Here is a 20,691-nt window from a genome sequence, read left to right as displayed (position 1 = left end):
GTGTCTTTTTATCAATAAAAAAAGTTGAACGATAATATCATCGTTCAACTGTTCACTGCTTCAGCTTTTTGATAGGAACGGAATGTTTCTAACACTTCCGAATAATCCTTTTTTGTATTAATTTTGATACCTTCTTTTAAGCGCTCATATAAGTGTGATTCTAATTCATCGGTATCGATCTGGTAAAACGACTGTACCGCGGATTCTTGTACAGGAACACCTTCAAAGATGGTCAGCTTGCCATTTTTAATACCAAAATAGCCATTGGCTTTTAAATATGGAGATATATCGTTGACTTCTTTTCGGAAACGGATGTGTCCTTCTTTTTGCTCCATGACTTGCCAATCCTGATATTCTGCCCAAAAATCCTGCATGGAAGCGATCGTTTCTTCAACTTGCTCCCGCTCTACTTTGCCATCTATATAATGTTTTTCCAATGTTAGTTCAATTGTAAGCGGGTCTTGTGCAACTGCCATGACTTCTTTTGGACTCTCCGCATTACTCTTTGGTGTTTCTTGTATAGATTGATAGCTGATAACGCCTATTATTGCCACAATGACTCCGTTTAATAGTAACCATAACTTGCTCATTAAAGACCCTCCAATCGAGCTATGTTTACTATTAGGATGTCCAAACTGTGAAAATATAATCATCTTTTTTAAAAATCTTCAGAACGATAATGGTTGTAAAATGCACGTTTCTTTGCCGTAAGAAAAATTGGCTTAATCACTAACAGTCCTAACTAACGTAATATATAAAACTTCCTTTAATATCGATTATGTTAACTAGCTTGGTGGTAATTTTGAAATTGTTAATGTGCTGGGATAACGCTCCGGCCAAGCACTTCTTGTCCTGCGGAGCATATTTCCGGAGCTTTGCTAAGCAAATAAATGAAATCAAAATTACCACATTGTCAAATAGTTTCACTTTACATAATCTGAATTTTAAGAAACATTAATCCTCTTCTGTCTATATTTTTGTAATTTGCCTTCGGGAGATTCAATATATCCTTTTCCTGCTTATAAGAAAAGACTGACTCCTATTCTTGGAATCAGTCTTTTTATTCTTACAATTGCTCCATAATTGCTTCGTCTGCTTCTATGTTATGATGAACTTCCTGGACATCTTCCATATCCTCTAACATTTGAACTAACTTAACCATTTTGTTACCTGCTTCTTCATCTACTGCTGACATGGTTTGTGGAATCATGGTGATTTCTGATGTTTCAAATGTGAAGCCACTTTCTTCCATCGTTTTCTTCACGTTTTGGAAGTCTTCAGGATCGGCATATATTTCGTAAGCACCTTCGACAGTTTCCATCTCTTCAGCTCCAGCTTCGATTGCTTCTAACATCACGGTATCTTCATCCGCATCTGTCGTCTCTCGATCAATGACGAAATAACCTTTACGATCAAACATAAAAGCGACACAGCCATTCTCACCTAAGTTACCACCATTTTTACTAAAGGCATGGCGTAATTCAGAGGCTGTACGGTTTTTGTTATCGGTTAACACTTCTACCATAACAGCTGTACCACCTGGTCCATACCCTTCATAAGTCAATTCTTCAAAGTTCGCTCCATCTAAATCACCTGTTGCTTTTTTAATGGCGCGATCTATATTGTCATTTGGCATATTATCTGCTTTTGCCTTCTCTACTACCAGACGAAGACTCGCATTCATATCCGGGTCGCCACCACCTTGCTTTGCAGCTAAATATATATCTTTCGCATGCTTCATAAAAATTTTACCGCGTTTCGCATCTTGTGCATTTTTTCTTCTTTGAATGTTCTTCCATTTAGAGTGTCCTGCCATACATTCTCACCTCTCGTAATCTATCTTATTCTCCATCTTTTACTTTATCATAACTGCAGACAATTGAAAATGTTGTGACACTGCCATACGTGCGGATTTCAGGATATATCATCCCAACACAATATTATATCATCTTCTACCAGTTTTTTTTATGTTGAGGATATTGATGTTAAGGATTGCTTATACAATTAAAGAGCAAAAAACCCCAACCCCCTGGTCCTAACTAACTTAAGCATATTTATAGGTACTTTCACTTTGCTTTTTCAACGCCATCCTCATTTTCTATGAGCGTATCTAAATCCTTTCTCATAAAGAAAAAAACTCCACTTATCACAAGTGGAGTAAATAAAATTTTATCTGCTTCCTCCGCAACCGCAATCGTCGTCATCTTGCGGATTGTGTGGCATGCCTTGTGGTCCGTATGAAGGATATGGCATTGGCTGCTGTCCCGGCATACCTTGTGACGGTAATGGCATCATCGGATAATTTGGCATTCCCGGCTGTGGGATCATCGGGTCACCTTGCATTGGGATTGGTTGTTGTTGCATGCCTTGTTGCTGCTGCATTTGAGGCATCATCTGCTGTTGTTGACTTGGCATCATTTGATTTGATGGCATTTGTGCTTGATACCACCCCTGTTGTCCTTGAGAAGGTGCCTGCTGTTGTGCACCTTGTACTTGCTGCATACCCGGCATTTGTTGTGGCATCTGCTGTGGCATTTGGCCAGGGTATCCATGGTGATGTCCTGGGTAACAATGGTGAGAGCCATGATGCGGTGACATTGGTGGCACCTGGCCAACTGGACCATAACCATAAGGAATCCCCTCTGATGAATAGCAAGGTGCTTGTGGTTGTTGCGGATAAACAGGATGAACTGGTTTTTGCGGACTTACCTTTTGTTCTTCCAGCACTTCCTCTTCTTCGATTGGTGTCGGATAAAAATTCGCTTCAAAATTATTTGTTAGCTGTGTCCACTTTAAATCTTGCGAATGGGATGGTGCAGGTGCTGGCTGTTGTTTGTTAAAATGAATCGGTAAAGGTGGCATTTCTTTTTTTAGTGGTTCCCATTTTTTATCATCATCTTCTTCAACTTTTGGTGGCAGAATTTGAGTTGGTGGTTTTACCTCTTGTTTATCCTTTTTTCCTGGTGTTACTTGTTGCTTCTTGTTCGGCGGCATCTGGTGGTGATTATCATGGCCTGTTGGCACTTTTATTTTCATTCCTGGCATAATCATATCTGGATTGGAAATTTGCGGATTGGCAGCAATGACAGCATCAAGGCTGACACCATATTTTTGCGCAATGGTCCATAAACTTTCATCTTTTTGCACAATATGAATTTTCAATGCAATTTCTCCTTTCTTCTTGGTAAGTATGGAAGGGCATTTGTCTCGATCTAATCCATCTTCTTTAACAACATATGCAAAATGCCTAAAATGTTGAATAAAAAAAGAAGGATATCTTTTTAGACACCCTTCCTTAACCGTATATTACGAGATCCTTAACATCCGATTTAATGCCAATCTTGCATTTGCTGCAATTTTTTCTTCCACAATAATCTGATTACTCCCTTTTCCCTGACTAATTTCATCTAATGCCCAGGTAAGATGTGGCAGATCAATCCGGTTCATGGTGAGACATGGACACATATACGGATTTAATGAAATTATTTTTTTATCGTGATGCTGTTTTATTAAACGATTGACCAGATTCATTTCTGTACCGATTGCCCATTGGCTTCCGGATTCAGCTTGCTGTAGGCTATCAATAATATATTTCGTTGAACCCGCGTAATCTGCTCGTTGTACCACGTCATATTTACATTCAGGATGGACAATAATGTTCATCTCCGGAAATGAATGCCGAACTTCTTCGATATTGTTTATAGTAAAATTCTCATGCACCGAACAATGACCTTTCCACAAGATGACACGGATTTGATCAGGCGATTGATCGGTTTCCAGTTTCCTGTTAATCGGGTCCCATACCGCCATTTCATCCAGGCGGACACCTAATTTGACCGCTGTATTCCGGCCAAGATGCTGATCAGGTAAAAATAACAACCGTTCCTTTTGTTTAAAAGCCCATTTCACCATCTCTTTCGCATTCGAAGATGTTACGGTCGCCCCGCCATGCTCGCCAACAAATGATTTAATAGCAGCAGTGGAATTCACATAAGTAAGCGGTAAAATAGTATCTCCAAATAACGTCTGTAAAGCATCCCAGGCTTCCACCACCTGTTTATCGTCCGCCATATCCGCCATAGAGCATCCTGCCCGCATGTCTGGCAAAAATACCTTTTGATCCGGTTTCGATAAAATATCAGCGGTTTCTGCCATAAAGTGCACACCACAAAATACAATATTTGTAGCGTTAACTTCGGAAGACAATTGCGCCAGCTTCAAAGAATCACCACTGGAATCAGCAAATTGCATCACTTCATCCTTTTGATAGTGATGACCTGGAATATACAGGTCATCACCCATTTCCTGCTTAATCTGTCGGATATAAGCGATCATCTCTTCATCTTTCCAATGCAGATATTGTTTTGGAATTTGTTGACTGGTTGAAAAAATTGTATCTATACTCATTTTATTACCTCCACTAATGAAAAACTAATATCAAGCGCCTGGGCAGAATGTGTCAGAAAACCTAAAGAAATCATATGTACGCCTGTGTCACTGTATGCTGCAATGTTTTCCATGGAAATCGATCCAGAAGCTTCTGTGACAATATGTTCAGGCACCCTGTCAATTAATTGTTTAATTTGTGCTGGTGACATGTTATCGAACATAATCACGTCTACATTAGCATCGATCGCTTCTTGCAATTGCTGCTGATTTTCGATTTCAACCTCTATTTTTATCATATGGCCAACGGTTGACCTCACCTTACTGACTGCATTTGAAATAGAGCCAGCTGCAACAATGTGATTATCCTTTAACATAATAGCATCATCTAATCCGAAACGATGATTGACTCCTCCGCCACAGCGAACAGCATATTTCTCTAGCATTCGTAATCCGGGCGTTGTTTTTCTTGTGTCTGTTAGTCTTACTTCTGAATTACTAAGCTTACTGACGGTTTGATTGGTGACAGTGGCAATCCCTGATAACCGCTGTAATAAATTCAAGATTACTCGCTCTGCTGTCAATAATTGTGCATAAGGTCCTGTCACCTTCGCCATTACATCTCCTTGTCGCAAGTGTTCTCCATCTTCTTTAATCAAGTTGACTGTTGTTTCATTACCAAAAAGACGAAACACTTCTTCGATGATCAATCCACCTGCAAATATCCCTTCCTGCTTTGCGATAAATTTCCCTTCCCCAACCAGCGTCTGATCAGGAAATAATGCCGTGGTTGACTGATCACCAAATCCAATATCTTCATGAAGAAAAGATTCTAACTGCTGTCGTAAATATAATCGATTCATATTTCTACTCCTTGTCTATGAAAATTCCATCTTATATATTTTTGTTTCCATTCTGGCGATGCATCCGGGAAATCAATACGAAAATGAGCTCCCCTGCTTTCTGTTCTTTCATATGCTGCTTTCGTTATTAATTGTGCAGTTAGGAGCATATGCTGAATTTCGCACTGCTCTTTCGTTAACGAATAACTGCTTAGCTGTTCATCTTTTAATACCGTATAACCATCTAGCCAGTTCAGCATTTCTTTTAACGAGCTTCCCTCTCTGTTAATACCAACATGCCTGCTCATTTTATCCTGAATCATATCTTTGGAAGGCATATCAACCGAGGTGTATAGCGGTATTGTCTTTGTAACATTGCTGCACTTTCGTGATACAGGAACCAATATCTCTTCTGCTAAACGTGTGGCAAACACTAATCCTTCCAATAAAGAATTACTGGCAAGGCGATTCGCACCATGTACATGTGTACAAGCCACCTCTCCAATCGCAAACAATCCTGTAATAGAAGTTCTGCCTACAAGGTCGGTCTCAACTCCTCCCATCGTAAAATGGGCACCTGGCTTCACCGGAATCTTTCCACTTTGCCACTCAATGTTATGTTTTTCACAAGCTGTGCTAATAGAAGGGAACTTCTGTCTAAAATCACTAACACTACTAATATCAAGATAGATTGTATTCCTTTCATGCAAGGCTTGTTCTATGATTCGCGATACAACATCACGAGGCGCTAAATCGAGACGTTCGTGCTTTCCTTTCATGATCCGGTTACCATCTTGATCCACTAACACGGCACCTTCTCCTCGAACTGCCTCAGATACTAATTCATTACTTGTATCGCTTGTAACGAGCATCGTCGGGTGAAATTGAATAAATTCCAAATCAGTTAGACTGGCTCCTGCACGATATGCAATGGCTATTCCATCTCCTGTGACGGTTCGATCATTAGTATTCGTCTCATAAATACCCCCTGCACCGCCAGTTGCTAATACAATATGATCTGCTGAATATGTATGATAGTGATCGTTTGTATCAATCGTCGTGATCCCTGTGCAACACCTCTCTTCGACAATACAATCAACAGCTGATTGCTCCTCTATTATGTTAATTTTGTCAATTAGTGCAGATTGGAAATAGTGTAACAAGTACTTTCCAGTCTGATCACCACCTGCATGAACAATCCTCCTGTGAGAATGGGCGCCTTCTTTCCCTAACAGTGGGGATCCTTCTGCATTACAATCTGCCGGAAATCCTTGTTTTAATAATTCTTTAACCAAATGCTGTCCTTGTTTCACTAAAATCTCTGCCGCTTGGGGTTGATTGTGATAATTCCCAGCTTGCAGTGTGTCCATTAAGTGCCATCTCCAATGATCCTGCTTGGCAATAGCTGCCGCAATTCCCCCTTGCGCACGAATGGAGTTACTCTTGTGAATGCTTTTTTTAGTTATAATGGTTACCTCAGCCTGCTGGTACAATTTGCTTGCCAGAACAAATGCTGACAAACCTGCACCAACAATGATGACAGTTGGTTTTGACAAATTACATCACCTAACTTTACAGTTGTCTTTACAGATATCTTTACATATAATAATAGAAAAGACAAGACTTTTTTTGAGAGGATGAGACGATGGTTTATTTGGATTATGCCGCTACCACCCCAATCACTGATCAAGCATTGTTAACTTATCAACAGATCGCAAAAGATTATTACGGAAATGCTAGCAGCCTTCACGATATTGGAGGACAAGCAAAAGATATATTAGAGCAGGCTCGACAAATAATTGCAGGCCCCTTACATGCTGACCCAAGGGAAATTATTTTCACGAATGGTGGTACGGAAAGTAATGTACTGGCAATCGATACCTTATTACGATCCAGTTCTATTTCAGGAAAAAAACATATTATTAGTACAGAGATGGAGCATAGTTCATTGCTCTTTTATTTAGAGCATTTAAATCAGCTGCCAGGATATGAGGTAACCTTTTTACCAGGTGAAAAGGAAGGACAAATTGACATAAATGCTTTAAAACAAGCGATCCGGCCCAACACTTGCCTTATTTCCATTCAACATGTAAACAGTGAGACAGGTGTCATTCAGCCGTTAGCAGAAATCGGACAATGCATCAAGGACAAAGGAATTGCTTTTCATAGCGATATCGTTCAGTCTTTTGGTAAAATAGATGTAACTAGACTGTTATCTTTCGTAGATTGTATGAGCATGTCCAGCCACAAAATCCATGGACCAAAAGGAGTCGGTGCCGTCTATTTTTCTAAAAAGCTGACATTGAAACCACATCCGATTAAGACAAATCATGAATTCGGTTTACGCCCTGGCACTGTCAATGTACCAGCAATTGCCGCATTTGCTGCTGCCACGAGTGAAATATTTACGGATAGGCAAGCAAAAGAAGAACATTTACATTACATAAGAGACCTATTTATCAATCGTATTGAACAAGAAAATATTCCACTAAAGCTGATTAACACTGACTATCAATCGCCAACCATTGCAGGATGCTTCAATCCTTTAGTACAGGGTGACTATGTCATGTTAGAATATAATCGACGAGACATCCATTTATCAACGGGAACAGCATGTAGTTCCAATCAGCAAAAGATTCCAGCCTCCATCCAGCCGTTCATGGCAGATCAAGAAGAAGGAAAACGATTCAACCGATTTTCTTTTAGTCATACGACAACCGCACAAGAGGTGGAAGAATTCATAGCGGTTTCCAAGCAGATTTTTTCGAAAATGAAGGGAGAAAAAAAGAAATATGAACAAAAAGTTAACGGGTAAAACAAGACGTGATAGCTTGTTAAACTGGTTAAAAGCTTCTGCAAAACCATTAACAGGTACAGAATTAGCAGCAAAAGCACAAGTCAGTCGCCAAGTGATTGTACAGGATATTTCTTTGCTTAAAGCACAAAACCATCCGATAATTGCAACAAGCAGTGGCTATTTATATATGAAATTGGAAGATGAGGAGAAAGAAGTTCGCCGAGTTATTGCATGCCAGCATGGGAGCTCGAGAACAAGAGAAGAATTGTACACAATTGTAGATTACGGTGTTACCGTGGAAGATGTCATCATCGAACATCCGATTTACGGAGATTTAAAGGCTTCACTAATGCTAAGCAATCGCGCAGATGTTGATCAGTTCGTCCAAAAAATTGAAGAAAAGCAAGCCCCTTACCTGTTAGAATTAACAGAAGGCATCCACAACCACACGATTGCAGCAAAGGATGAAACAAAACTGGACCAAGCATTTGAAGCACTCGTTAACAAAGGCTTTATCGTGGAATAAATCATTTTCATAAGAAAATCGGGCAACAGGATCAACTTTAAGCAACTTAAAAATATATAAAGCTACCTATAATACGGATTATGAAAAGTGGAACTGTATTGCAATGTGGTCATTTTGATAGGTTTCATATACTTAACAAAGCTCCGGAAATATGCTCTGCATCCTGTGGGGCAAGGAGTGGTTAGCCGGATCGGTGTCCCAGCACATCAATCATTTCAAAATAAGTGCTGGTTGACATAATCTGTATTATCAGAAGGCTGTCTTTTTTCAATATTAAGCGTAAAAAACGCTGGCGGTTAGACCGCAAGCGTTACGCCGTTTCCACTGTGTAAGTAATATGGATAACTGCCAAGAACAGAAACTTTACAGCCTAAAGACTCCATTTCTGTAATCGCATTTGGGATTAGCACATCATCCATTTGCTGTTCAATATCAATAAGAAAATAGTAATTACCCAATCCCGTTTTCATTGGACGGGATTCTATTTTGGAAAGGTTGAGGTTTCGCCAGGCAAACGCTGATAATACTTGGTGTAACGCACCAGGCTGATCGGAAGGTAATGTTACCGTAACCGTTGTCTTCCGGCCTTTCTCTTCCAGTTTTTTCGATGTTAGAACTTTGTTTGCCTTGTGCAGTACCACAAATCTAGTATGGTTATTATCGAAATCGTGAATATCCTTTTGCACGATCGACAAGCCATATTCTTTGGCAGCAAGGTGGTTAGCAATGGCACCAATCCGTTGTTCGGGATGTTTGCTGACAAATTCGGCTGCAGCACCAGTAGATGTCATCGATTGTGCTGTCACTTGCTGTAAATCCTGATGGATAAAACGGTGACATTGCGCGATCGCATGTGAATGAGAATAAATGGCATCTAGTTTTGACCATTCCTTCACATTTTCAGGATGTACCATTAAATGTTGACGAATTGGTACAATAACTTCACCGACAATGTTAATATTCTCAGCCTTGATTATATAATCCAGTGTAATATTTACTGTCCCTTCAATTGCGTTCTCAAGCGGCAGAACTGCATATGTTACTTCATCATTTACTACCGCATCAATACATTCCGGAATCGTGCTAAAACCTTTTTTCGATTCTCCATTAAACATAGAATCCACTGCAATTTTAGTGAATGTACCCTTTGGACCTAAATAACCTACTGTGTCTTTCATTTCGCATGTTCCCCCTACTTTATGAAACGCCTGAGCTTAGTATTTCCACTTGAGTAACAAAATCAATTTGTTTTAATTCAAAAAGCAACTGATCAATATCCGAAGTCATACCATTGGTATTAAGGGATAAGGTCACGTTAGCTTTTCCTTGAATCGGAATCGTCTGGTGAATCGTTAAAATATTACAACCCGCTATGGCAACAACGGATAAAAGATGGGATAAGACTCCTGTCTGATCCTCTAAATGAAAAAACAAGGTAATCATCTGCTCCTTTACCATATGTTGAAACGGAAAGACTGCATCACGATATTTGTAAAATACACTACGCGATAAACCAACTTGCCTTGTAGCTTCATGAATAGAATCTACTTTGTTGGTATCCAATAATTTCTTTGCTTCTAATGTTTTTTTCATTCCATCTGGTAAGAACTGCTCACTTACTAAATAGAATTTGTCGTTTTTCGCAGACATCCACTATTCCCCTTTATTTGAACAGATATCGTCACGATCACCAGCATGGTTCCATTATTCCATAAATTCAAATTCGTAATCAAGCAGTCGAACAGTATCTCCACCTTTTGCACCGCGATCTCGTAGCGCGTCATCCACACCCATACCACGTAACTGTCTGGAGAAGCGTTGAACGGATTCATCACGGCTGAAATCGGTCATCTTAAACAACTTCTCAATCTTATCTCCATATAACACAAAAGCACCATCCGGCTCTCGTGTAATTGAAAAAGCTTTTTCTTCTTTTTCAAATTTATAAACGACGCGATCTTCATTCTCTTCAATCGGCTTATAATTTTTCGGGATTTGATCCAATTTATTCGCAACAGCAAATAATAAGTCACGGATCCCTTCTTTGGTTACAGTTGAGATCGGATAGATTGGATAGTCTTCTTCTAATTGTTCTTTGAAGAAGCTTAATTGTTCCTCTGCCTCTGGTAAATCCATTTTATTCGCGATGATGATCATCGGTCGCTCTAATAATGTTGGATCGTACTGTTCTAATTCTTTATTTATCGTAACGAAATCTTCATATGGATCTCGTCCCTCCGTCGAAGCCATATCCAGGACATGAAGAATAACACGTGTTCTTTCCACATGGCGTAAAAACTGATGCCCTAATCCGACTCCTTCGTGTGCACCTTCGATTAAACCTGGCAAGTCCGCCAATACGAAGCTGCGCTGGTCTGCCGTATCAACAACACCTAAATTAGGTGATAAGGTAGTAAAATGATAATCAGCAATTTTCGGTCTCGCCGCACTAACGGTTGACAGCAAAGTCGATTTTCCTACACTCGGAAAACCTACTAGTCCGACATCTGCTATTAATTTTAATTCGATTTGAATATCTCGGTCGATACCCGGCTCACCGTTCTCTGCAATTTCAGGTGCTGGGTTTCGTGGTGATGCAAAACGAATATTACCTCGACCACCTCGCCCACCTTTTGCAATAACAGCTCGTTGTTTGTGTTCAATTAGATCGGCAATAACTTCTCCACTATTTACATCTCGAACACTGGTACCAGGTGGGACTGATAATACTAATGGATCGGCATTTTTTCCATGCATGCCTTTACCCATGCCGTTCTCTCCACGTTTTGCTTTAAAGTGTCTCTGATAACGGAAATCCATCAATGTGTTTAATCCTTCATCTACTTCAAAAATCACATCGCCGCCATTACCGCCATCACCACCGGCTGGTCCACCCATCGGGACATATATTTCACGACGGAATGCTACAATACCGTTTCCGCCATCTCCAGCTTTCACATATACTTTAACCTGATCGACAAACATTTTGTCACCTTCTTTCGTTAATCTTGCTGCCACACTATCTTTAATTGACTGTCTGTGATAACTTGATCAATAAATGATAAGGACTCAAGCTCCTCTTTTAATGCATCCAGATCGGCCCAATTCGGATCAAAAATTAAATGAATATGTAATAGATGATCCACTTTCTCAAAAATTAATTGACCTTGATATTGTTGAAATTCTTCTTGATAGGACGGCAATATCTGAAATATCTTTTGTATTTTTGTTAATAATAATTCGTCATCAACGATAGTCGGCTGATCATTCGTAACTGACTGGAATTCTAGTTGAAAAGTATGGGATCGCCAGTTCAGCTGATAGAGCCAGACCATTGTTTTTGGTATATTTAATCGATCTAATCCTCGTTCCTGATCAGATCGTTTGATAATATGCTGAATTTTATTTTCAATTCTATCTAGTTTTCCCAATTGAGCATAGCCCAATAGCAGTTGCAAGTCATTTAGCCAATCATGACGATAATGCCGCAACATTTCCACCACATCTTGTTCCTTCAACGTGCTCACCCCTCATACAATAAGCAAATTATAGCATAAAACAGCCTATGATTCATCTATCTAATGTAACTTACCGTATTTCAGACGATTTAATCAAAAATTCGTTCAAAAAATTAGAAGTAATACGTGATGTTTCTTTTGCTCATACTTTCAGACATCTGCATGGATTATTTTGATTCAGCACGACTTCTGTGCTTAACGATATCAAAATCCCCTTATTATATGCCGCATAGAATAGTGCCAAAAAAATAAAAGGCTCTAACCTTTACAGATTAGAGCCATTTTCTACTTATGCAGGATATACACTAACTTTTTTGCGATCGCGTCCTTGGCGTTCGAATTTTACAACGCCGTCTACTTTAGCGTAAAGTGTGTCGTCTCCTCCACGACCTACGTTTGTACCTGGGTAGATTTTAGTACCACGTTGACGGTAAAGGATAGAACCTCCGCTTACGAACTGACCGTCCGCACGTTTAGCACCTAAACGTTTCGATTCTGAATCACGACCGTTTTTTGTACTACCTACACCTTTTTTCGTTGCGAAAAATTGTAAATCAAGACGTAACATATTATTGCACCTCCTTATTTTTCAGAGATGGAAATATACTGACCATAATCCCGCTCAACGGTTCGTAAGGATACGACCATACCTTCAAATAATAATGACACTTTCTCTAAAAGTGCTGGATCATTAATAGCAGGTACAGTAACTTCCAAGTAACCGCCCTCATCACCGGCTTGATCAATATTTAATTCAATCTCACATAAAGCAAACACTGCATTGACGGCACCGAAAGAAATGCCAGATACAGCAGCACAAACTAAGTCATGCCCCTCTGGTCCGCTATCCGCATGCCCTGTCAGACAAAATGATTTAATATGTGTATGCTCACGTACTATCGTCACTTTTATCATAAAGACAAAACCTTATGCATTGATTTTTTCAATTGTAAGTTTTGTGTATGGCTGACGGTGACCTTGTTTACGTGAATAGTTTTTCTTTGGTTTGTACTTGAATACCGTAACTTTCTTTTGACGACCTTGTTTTTCTACTTTCGCCGTAACAGAAGCTCCGTCAACGAATGGAGTACCAAATTTAGCGTCGTCTCCACCAACTGCAAGTACTTTATCAAATGTTACAGATTCACCAGCTTCAGCAGCTAATTTCTCTACGTAAATCACTTGACCTTCTTCTACTTTTACTTGTTTTCCACCAGTTTCAATAATAGCGTACATTCTCTGCACCTCCTCTTAGACTCAGACTCGCCATACAGGTAGCAAACGATGCTTTAAAAACCTGCTCTGTGCGGTTGTAGTAGCAACGGGTGCCACATAAACAACATGAAAATTTTATCATAATTCAGTATATCTTGTCAATGTCTAATTCCTTATGTTCCGCAATAAATAATTCGACGATCTCCTTACTGCCAGAACGGATTATCTGATATCCTGTGATCTCATTATCTATGTAAATATATAACTCTAATGAAAAAGAAGCCGTCTCATGGAAAGGACGTTCTTGCAATGAACGGTATAGCTCTGGTTGACAAGCAACAACAAGCCCCTCAACGTGACGGTTGAATGCAACCACTTCGCGTTCAAGCTGGTACAGATACGTCTCAGCAGAGAAGTCATGTATCATCGTTGCAGTATTATTAGTTAATAACTGTAACAGTCCGGTTCGTGCCCTTTTCCGTGTCATCTCAAGTAAGCCCAGGTTGGTAAATCCATACACTTCTGTTCGGACTGGATCATGTCGCAGCATGTCGTTCAATTCCTTTATAATTTGTGTTTCTTGTTTTTTGTTCATCTTAAGAAAATCAATCACAATGATACCGGATAAATTTCGCTTACGAATCTCTTCCACACAGTGACGGACAGCAAGCTGATTTATCTTAAAAATGGTATCCTGTTTATTTTGACGACTGGAAAATCTGCTGCTGTTAATATCAATTACAGTCAACGCTTCCGTCTCTTCCACGATCAAGGAAATACCATCCTGCTTGTCCACCTGCGGCTGAATGGCTTCTGCTAACCAGCGATCGATATGCTTTCCACCTATGTAATGCGAATCCGTTCGGATCGTCATGACTGTCGCAAGATATGGAAATTGCTTCTTCATTCTTTCGAGACTTTTAGGTTCATCAAACGTGATTTCCTGAATGGATTGACTCTGATAATAGTGAAGCATTTGATTCGGAACAAGCGGATCATGCCATAATAATGCTGGTGCTTTCTCATTTGCCGCCTTTTCCTGGAGATTGCGCCATTGGACTCTCGAGTCTGTTAATTCTTGCAAAAGCTCCTCTTCTGCCGCTTCTGTAATATCTGTTCTTAAGATTGCTCCTTCTTCCTTATCCGTAGAGGACGAAATAAATGCTTTCCACTCAGCAGCGGCCTGCGCATGTAATTTTTTTGAACTGGCAATATAGTTGCCTTTAGGTAAATAAACAATATACTTTCCCTGTATTGTAATATTAGCTGTCAGCCTTGGACCTTTATCCTGATACGCTTCTTTCGTAATTTGGACGATAACGGAAGCACCTTCTGTTAAATACGATGACAGCTTCTCTTCCGTATTAACCCAAGGTACTTCCTTTTTGGCCAGAAAGCCTACCTTATCGGCTCCAATGTCGATGAAAGCCGCTTCTATACTTTCATCCACATTTCTGACTTTTCCTATAAATATCGAATGCAGTGCTGCCTGCTGTATTCGCGGCCGATCTATAAAAATATCCATACAAGTGTTGTCTTCAAACATCAAACCGACTTTCTCGGTTAATCGTGTGGTCAAATGAATTTTTTTCATGTGAATCCTCTTTCTATCCGCTTCGCATTTGTCCTATGTTAGCAGTAACATCTCTATTGTCGAAAAAACCTCGTAAACAGTCTTTTTCTGAAACTATATACACATTACCAGCATTGTCAAATACGCGAATATGATAAGTCGTATCTCGTTTAAATAATCGAAATAAATCCAATAAACGCAAATTAGTTGGCACTTCAATTTCGATTTGTTTACGGTAGTGCTCTTGCATCGTATACCTGCTCCACAAGAAGCGCCACCATTTATAATACCTTCGCTTCCATTCTAATCGATTTTCCCAAATTAAAAAAATAATAAGCAATACAAAGCTTAATGAAAGCCACTGCTTCATATAAACAAAAAGACTGGAAACAACAATGGTAATAACAGAAATCAGGATCATCCACTTATGTGATAATTGGTATGAGAAGAATGAATCCAGGCTAAGCTGTGTCAGTTTTCCACCATCGAGCGGCCAAATCGGCAGCAGATTTCCAAATAAAATAAAACTGTTATATTGATACGCCATGATCAGCGTCGTATCAGGGAGTACATTTCCCAGTTCTAACAAAAATAAAATTAGATAAATAAATAAATGCATCACAGGACCAGCAATTGTTACCAACCATTCTTCCTTTAATGGCCTTGTGCCATACTCATCCGTTTCCATTACTCCACCAAACACCCATAAAAAAATGCGCTGTATTCGCCAGTTAAAGATGCGAGCGCATGTATAATGTCCTAATTCATGCAGGAATACAATCAGGAAGATGATGACAAATTCCACCAGCATCCCGGTCAGGATAGCAATGAACAGGAAAAAATAAAGAATTGGGTGTATACGTACAGGCGGAAGGTTAAGATTGCTCATCAACTTGAATCACCTTAATAGGATCTAAAAATTGTTGATCTTTTTCAATGGCAAAATACATCGCTTCCTGTGCTCCGGTTGGCTGGTAACTTCCTATTTTCTGGTTGGATTGGATCGACTGATAGGAATGAACATTTATATTCGTTAAATGACCATAAATGGATTTGCTATTGTCCGCATGCTGTATAATAACTGTTTTCCCTGTTTCTCTGTCATTACCGGCAAACAATACTGTACCAGCATCAACTGCGACTACTTCTGTTTCTTCTTCAGATGAAATCAATATCCCTTCACCATTTTCCTGAAATGTCTGACTTACTTGACCTGAAACAGGAAGTGCTGCCAGTTCTGCTGTAGCTTCCGTACCTAGGTCAGTTTCCATTGCGAATGGAGCCCCAAACCTTGCCTGATACCATGCATTAACCGTTGCAAATGGAAATTCTTCATTCATCGCATAATTAATCCAGCTTTGTGGTTGCTCCAACCACTTACTCTCATTCCCAACAGACAATACCATCATAAAGAAGAGAACGGTGGCAATAACACTTCTTATTAAAAACCGTTTCATAAAAGGTGATGCTTCAGTTTGACGATTATAACCGGACAATGATGGAGAGAACCCATGTCTTTCCTCATCTTCCATGTGGGACTGAGAAAGGTAACGAAACTCTTTTAAAGGCATTCCTTGTGCATTAGAGATCTTCTTTTTCGATTCTTTTCTTCTGTTAATATTTTGACGGATCTTGGATAAATCATTATTTTTCATCGGCACCCATTCCTTTTCCAACGTTTGTACCAATATATGTGGACAACCCGTAAAATATGAAAAAGAGTTTGTCCCTTTTTTGGACAAACTCTTGTAGATGCTTTTTATTTTTTTATACCGAAAGCTTTTTTTACTTTATCTATTAAGGTTGGTTTCTCTTCTAAAGATAACAATGGGACCGATTCCCCTAAAATTCTTCTGGAAATATTTCGATATGCGATAGAAGCACGTGCATTCGGTTGAAATGCAACTGGTTCGCCATGGTTAGATGCTCTAATAACGTCATCATCATCCGCAATAATACCTAATAAATCAATCGATAATACTTGAACAATTTCATCGACTGACAGCATATCACCATTTTTCATCATATGATTCCGAATGCGGTTAATGACTAGATTTGGAGGCTGGATCTCTTCTTGCTCGAGTAAACCGATAATTCGATCCGCATCTCGAACACTGGACTTCTCAGGAGTGGTGACGACAATTGCCCGGTCTGCTCCGGCAACAGCATTTCGATATCCTTGTTCAATCCCAGCGGGACAATCGATTAAAATATAGTCGTAATCAGGCTTTAACACTTCGATAATTTCCTTCATGCCCTCAGGTGTCACTGCTGATTTATCACTTGTTTGAGCTGCCGGGAGTAAAGATAAGCAATCAAAGCGCTTGTCTTTAATCAGTGCCTGAGAAACTTTACAACGCTTCTCCAGTACATCAACGATATCATAAATGATTCGATTCTCTAATCCCATTACCACATCTAAATTCCGCAAACCAATATCCGTATCTACTAAACAGACTTTCTTATCTAGCAGTGCTAACGAAGTACCTAGATTGGCAGTTGTCGTTGTTTTTCCAACGCCACCTTTACCCGAAGTAATAACGATTGCTTCACCCATTCATAACTCTCCTCTCAAAAGCATTCAATTCCGGACGTGATTTTGCAATGGCATTAATTCGATCCATGACGATTTGTTCCCCATTTGCATTAATAAAACCACATTCCATTGGGACGCCTTCTGTATCTGTATCAGGCGAACGACTAATCACTTCTGCTATTCGCAATTGACTTGGAGCCATGTAAGAAGCAGCAACCACCGCTTCTCGATTACCATTGACACCTGCATGAGCGATCCCTCTTAGATTGCCAATGATAAAGATATTACCGGTAGCTATAACTTTTCCACCGGGATTAACGTCGCCAATCAATAATAAATCGCCATGCACTTCCAACACTTGTCCAGAACGAATAATTTTATTATACAACTTAATATCTGTTTCATCTTTCCATTTCAATGCATCTTTTTTCAAAATGACATTTGATTCAATATGGTCTACCACCAATTTATTATGTTTTCGGATAATTTCTCTTAACAGCTGTTCTTGTTGATCCGTTATGTAGCGGTTACCGAGTTCAATTTTCACCGTAATGAGTGGTTCATCTGCAGCCATATATTTGTTGGTTAATATATTATCTAATTCGTTAAGCAGTTCCTCCCATGAACAGCGATCGTTCATCGAAAGTGTCAGACCGTCTCTCGTACCTTTTATCATAATTAGTTTATTCGTAGCCAACCCTATTCAACCCCTTAAAAACAAGCGATATCAGCTATCGATCCGATCTTTCAAACTTCATGACGGACCATACAGTTAATCGTTTTGCCAACAATGCATACATGACAGCTCCTGTAATAACATTCCATAAAATTGTTGGCATGAGTCGATAACGCCAATATTCGTGCCAGCTTAGATCATGTACTTGAATTATATTATATAGGAAAAATATTAAAATGTCTGTAGCAGATACAGCAATAACCGTCATAAGTAACGCAATAATAATATTAGACTGCAGCATTTTCATCAGTATTCTTACGCCATAAAGTATAACAGTATACGCGAATACATATACGCCAATCACATCTGTATAGATAATATCAATGATAAAACTAAATACAATCGCTAACGCAATAGCATAAAATGTATGTTCTTTCTCGAAAAACATCGTTACAAATATTAAAAAAACAAACAGAAAATGTGAAACTACTAACCAATCTTCCTTTACAAAAGGAAGATTGGTTAGAGAGACGATCCCTTCTAATATGACGAGCACAAAACAGATCAGAGCAATCAGGTAAGGAATCATTCGTTTCATGAATCTTCCTCCTCCGCTTGCTCATCTGTAGTTGTCATGGAACGATCTATAACAATAACATGATTTAGTTGTTCTAAGTCTGCTGAAGGTTTCACATACGCTACACTTGTAAGTTCATAGCGATCTGCTCGAATCTCAACTATTTCACCAATCTCCAGCCCTCTAGGAAAAACGCCTCCCAAGCCAGAAGAGAAAACATATTGACCTTCTTTCAAGTCTTGATAGTTTTCGTTCAATTCCATCATTAATAATTCTGATTCATCATCATAACCAACGATAAATCCTGACATATCTGTTTCGGACTCTTCCTGATAAACGTTAACAGAGATACGATTCGATCTGTCAAAACCATTTAATAACAGCACAGTAGAGGTAAAAGGAGAGCTGGATTGTACCTTTCCAATCATCCCTTTCCCTGTAATTACAGCCATATTAGGCGCTACGCCGTCTTGTGTCCCCTTATTTATCGTAACTTGCTTAAACCATTGATCTTTACTTCTCGCTACAATGGATGCTTGGATCGATTGAAAGCTATCCAAAAAATCGGAATCAGTCTTGTTTAATACTTCTCTCAGCTCGGTAATTTCTTTGTTTAATTCTTGATTTTCGTATTCAAGTTGTCTCAACTCGTCAAGACTTGATTTCAGCTGTTGGTTCTCTACGTACACATTACGGATTTCTTTTATGTTGTTTGCAACTCCTGTCACAAACGTAATCGGCTTATTTATTACACCTGATGCCCATCCTGTTGTATCATGGACAAAATCTTCGATCATCGTTAAATTAGCTCGATCTCGTAACGAAAATCCAATTAAGCCGACAATAATAATTAATGAGATCATAAAAATAAACAGTCGCCTTTTTTTATAAAACATTATAACACCTTCTTAATCTGATAAGCGCTGCACCCCTACATTCGGATGTGATTTAAAATGTTCAATATACTCTAATGATTTACCTGTACCAATAGCTACACTGTCTAGTGGTTCTTCGGCAACAAAGACAGGCATTTTCGTTTCGTCACTAATGACTTCGTCTAAATCTTTTAACAGCGCACCGCCACCAGATAAGACAATCCCTCTATCCATAATATCAGCTGCAAGTTCTGGTGGTGTATTTTCTAAGGTACTCTTTACTGCATCCACAATGGCATCCACAGTATCTTGTAATGCCGTGGTAATTTCAGAAGCTGAGATACTGATGGTTTTAGGTAAGCCAGTTAATAAATCCCGACCACGGATATCCATTTGTGCATTGTCATCACTTGTTTTCGCAGAACCGATATCGACTTTGATCGATTCTGCCGAACGTTCCCCGATCATTAAATTATACGTACGTTTCACATACTGAATAATAGCATCATCCATATCATCACCAGCTGTACGAATCGATTGGCTCGTTACAATACCACCAAGGGAAATCACAGCTACTTCTGTCGTACCGCCCCCAATATCGACAATCATACTTCCAGTAGGTTCCCAAACAGGCAAACCTGCACCAATGGCCGCAGCAAAAGGCTCTGCAATAGGGAAGGCATCCTTTGCACCTGCATGTTTTGTCGCATCAATAACCGCTCGTTCTTCGACCATCGTAATGCCTGAAGGCACGCAGACCATGACATTCGGCTTTTTGGCAAAACTGGAACGGTTTTTTTGTGCTAATTTTATATAGTATTTCATCATCGATGCTGTTGTATCATAATCTGCAATAACCCCATCTTTCATTGGCCGGATAACCGAAATGTTACCTGGCGTACGTCCTATCATATTTCTAGCATCGCCACCGACCGCTTCTATATCACCAGTTGTTTTATTTATCGCCACTACAGATGGTTCACGCACAACAATCCCCTTACTTTTAACAAAAACCAGCGTATTTGCTGTACCTAAATCGATCCCTAGATCTTGTGAAAAACTAAATAATCCCACTCTTTTTCTTCCTCTCAGACATAATAATACAAACATTTACTTCAATATTTTATGCTTTTATTCCATTTCTATCAAGAATTTGTATTCTGATATTCG

The 20,691-nt window shown here is 39.4% G+C and carries 23 protein-coding genes and 1 other annotated feature; of the genes, 2 read left to right on the top strand and 21 right to left on the bottom strand.

Annotated features, from left to right (window positions below; genetic code table 11):
* Positions 1-44: 44 nt before the first annotated feature.
* The 6 genes from MUN88_RS14735 to nadB all read right to left on the bottom strand — a co-directional run bounded on the left by MUN88_RS14735 (position 45) and on the right by nadB (position 6,784).
* Positions 45-590, bottom strand: a complete 546-nt coding sequence (locus MUN88_RS14735; RefSeq protein WP_244716327.1) for a BofC C-terminal domain-containing protein — start codon at positions 588-590, stop codon at positions 45-47.
* Positions 591-1,066: 476 nt separating this feature from the next.
* Complete coding sequence (locus tag MUN88_RS14730; RefSeq protein ID WP_244716325.1) at positions 1,067-1,816, bottom strand: YebC/PmpR family DNA-binding transcriptional regulator; 750 nt, start codon at positions 1,814-1,816, stop codon at positions 1,067-1,069.
* A gap of 353 nt (positions 1,817-2,169) precedes the next feature.
* Positions 2,170-3,162: a SafA/ExsA family spore coat assembly protein gene (gene safA / locus MUN88_RS21730; protein WP_305852471.1), complete on the bottom strand. Its 993-nt coding sequence runs from the start codon at positions 3,160-3,162 to the stop codon at positions 2,170-2,172.
* Positions 3,163-3,306: 144 nt separating this feature from the next.
* Positions 3,307-4,407, bottom strand: coding sequence for a quinolinate synthase NadA (nadA, locus tag MUN88_RS14720; protein WP_244716323.1), 1,101 nt, complete (start codon positions 4,405-4,407; stop codon positions 3,307-3,309).
* Positions 4,404-5,249, bottom strand: a complete 846-nt coding sequence (gene nadC, locus MUN88_RS14715; protein WP_244716321.1) for a carboxylating nicotinate-nucleotide diphosphorylase — start codon at positions 5,247-5,249, stop codon at positions 4,404-4,406. Before nadC ends, nadA begins: the two co-directional genes overlap by 4 nt.
* Positions 5,246-6,784 carry an L-aspartate oxidase gene (gene nadB / locus MUN88_RS14710; protein ID WP_244716319.1) on the bottom strand — a complete coding sequence of 513 codons (1,539 nt, stop codon included), beginning with the start codon at positions 6,782-6,784 and terminating at the stop codon, positions 5,246-5,248. Before nadB ends, nadC begins: the two co-directional genes overlap by 4 nt.
* Positions 6,785-6,873: 89 nt before the next feature.
* Between nadB and MUN88_RS14705 the strand changes: the two genes are divergently transcribed.
* A complete protein-coding gene (locus MUN88_RS14705; protein ID WP_244716317.1) occupies positions 6,874-8,043 on the top strand; it encodes an IscS subfamily cysteine desulfurase in 1,170 nt (389 codons plus the stop codon).
* Positions 8,021-8,551, top strand: coding sequence for a transcription repressor NadR (locus tag MUN88_RS14700; RefSeq protein WP_244716315.1), 531 nt, complete (start codon positions 8,021-8,023; stop codon positions 8,549-8,551). The genes MUN88_RS14705 and MUN88_RS14700 overlap by 23 nt, the downstream gene beginning before the upstream one ends.
* A 296-nt stretch (positions 8,552-8,847) precedes the next feature.
* Here the strand turns inward: MUN88_RS14700 and pheA are convergent, their stop codons facing one another.
* The 15 genes from pheA to MUN88_RS14625 form a co-directional block, all read right to left on the bottom strand.
* Positions 8,848-9,729 carry a prephenate dehydratase gene (gene pheA / locus MUN88_RS14695; RefSeq protein ID WP_244716313.1) on the bottom strand — a complete coding sequence of 294 codons (882 nt, stop codon included), beginning with the start codon at positions 9,727-9,729 and terminating at the stop codon, positions 8,848-8,850.
* 19 nt (positions 9,730-9,748) lie between these two features.
* Positions 9,749-10,201, bottom strand: coding sequence for a transcriptional regulator ThrR (gene thrR / locus MUN88_RS14690; protein ID WP_244716311.1), 453 nt, complete (start codon positions 10,199-10,201; stop codon positions 9,749-9,751).
* 54 nt (positions 10,202-10,255) lie between these two features.
* On the bottom strand, positions 10,256-11,536 hold the full coding sequence (gene obgE / locus MUN88_RS14685) for a GTPase ObgE (RefSeq protein ID WP_244716309.1): 1,281 nt from the start codon (positions 11,534-11,536) through the stop codon (positions 10,256-10,258).
* Positions 11,537-11,553: 17 nt separating this feature from the next.
* Positions 11,554-12,069, bottom strand: coding sequence for a Spo0B domain-containing protein (locus MUN88_RS14680; RefSeq protein ID WP_244716307.1), 516 nt, complete (start codon positions 12,067-12,069; stop codon positions 11,554-11,556).
* Between the two features lie 289 nt (positions 12,070-12,358).
* Positions 12,359-12,637 carry a 50S ribosomal protein L27 gene (gene rpmA / locus MUN88_RS14675; protein ID WP_244716305.1) on the bottom strand — a complete coding sequence of 93 codons (279 nt, stop codon included), beginning with the start codon at positions 12,635-12,637 and terminating at the stop codon, positions 12,359-12,361.
* 14 nt (positions 12,638-12,651) lie between these two features.
* On the bottom strand, positions 12,652-12,984 hold the full coding sequence (locus MUN88_RS14670) for a ribosomal-processing cysteine protease Prp (protein WP_244716303.1): 333 nt from the start codon (positions 12,982-12,984) through the stop codon (positions 12,652-12,654).
* A 12-nt stretch (positions 12,985-12,996) separates the two neighbouring features.
* Positions 12,997-13,305, bottom strand: a complete 309-nt coding sequence (gene rplU / locus MUN88_RS14665) for a 50S ribosomal protein L21 (protein ID WP_244716301.1) — start codon at positions 13,303-13,305, stop codon at positions 12,997-12,999.
* 13 nt (positions 13,306-13,318) lie between these two features.
* Positions 13,319-13,391: a sequence feature (ribosomal protein L21 leader region), on the bottom strand.
* 38 nt (positions 13,392-13,429) lie between these two features.
* Positions 13,430-14,878, bottom strand: a complete 1,449-nt coding sequence (locus MUN88_RS14660) for a ribonuclease E/G (protein ID WP_244716299.1) — start codon at positions 14,876-14,878, stop codon at positions 13,430-13,432.
* 13 nt (positions 14,879-14,891) lie between these two features.
* Positions 14,892-15,746, bottom strand: a complete 855-nt coding sequence (locus tag MUN88_RS14655) for a site-2 protease family protein (RefSeq protein ID WP_244716297.1) — start codon at positions 15,744-15,746, stop codon at positions 14,892-14,894.
* Positions 15,733-16,512, bottom strand: coding sequence for a M23 family metallopeptidase (locus tag MUN88_RS14650; RefSeq protein WP_244716295.1), 780 nt, complete (start codon positions 16,510-16,512; stop codon positions 15,733-15,735). The genes MUN88_RS14655 and MUN88_RS14650 overlap by 14 nt, the downstream gene beginning before the upstream one ends.
* A gap of 104 nt (positions 16,513-16,616) precedes the next feature.
* Positions 16,617-17,414, bottom strand: a complete 798-nt coding sequence (gene minD, locus MUN88_RS14645) for a septum site-determining protein MinD (protein WP_244716293.1) — start codon at positions 17,412-17,414, stop codon at positions 16,617-16,619.
* Complete coding sequence (minC, locus tag MUN88_RS14640) at positions 17,407-18,090, bottom strand: septum site-determining protein MinC (RefSeq protein ID WP_305852470.1); 684 nt, start codon at positions 18,088-18,090, stop codon at positions 17,407-17,409. The genes minD and minC overlap by 8 nt, the downstream gene beginning before the upstream one ends.
* A 34-nt stretch (positions 18,091-18,124) precedes the next feature.
* Positions 18,125-18,667 (bottom strand): rod shape-determining protein MreD, encoded by a 543-nt coding sequence (gene mreD, locus MUN88_RS14635; protein WP_244716291.1) that lies wholly within the window; start codon positions 18,665-18,667, stop codon positions 18,125-18,127.
* A complete protein-coding gene (mreC, locus tag MUN88_RS14630) occupies positions 18,664-19,542 on the bottom strand; it encodes a rod shape-determining protein MreC (protein ID WP_244716289.1) in 879 nt (292 codons plus the stop codon). The genes mreD and mreC overlap by 4 nt, the downstream gene beginning before the upstream one ends.
* A 12-nt stretch (positions 19,543-19,554) precedes the next feature.
* Positions 19,555-20,595, bottom strand: a complete 1,041-nt coding sequence (locus MUN88_RS14625; protein WP_305852469.1) for a rod shape-determining protein — start codon at positions 20,593-20,595, stop codon at positions 19,555-19,557.
* Positions 20,596-20,691 lie beyond the last annotated feature (96 nt).

Source organism: Gracilibacillus caseinilyticus (assembly GCF_022919115.1).
In the GTDB taxonomy this organism is placed as follows: Bacteria; Bacillota; Bacilli; order Bacillales; family Amphibacillaceae; genus Gracilibacillus; species Gracilibacillus caseinilyticus.
Note: the sequence above shows the minus strand (reverse complement) of the source record. Positions and strands in the feature narration are given on the sequence as shown.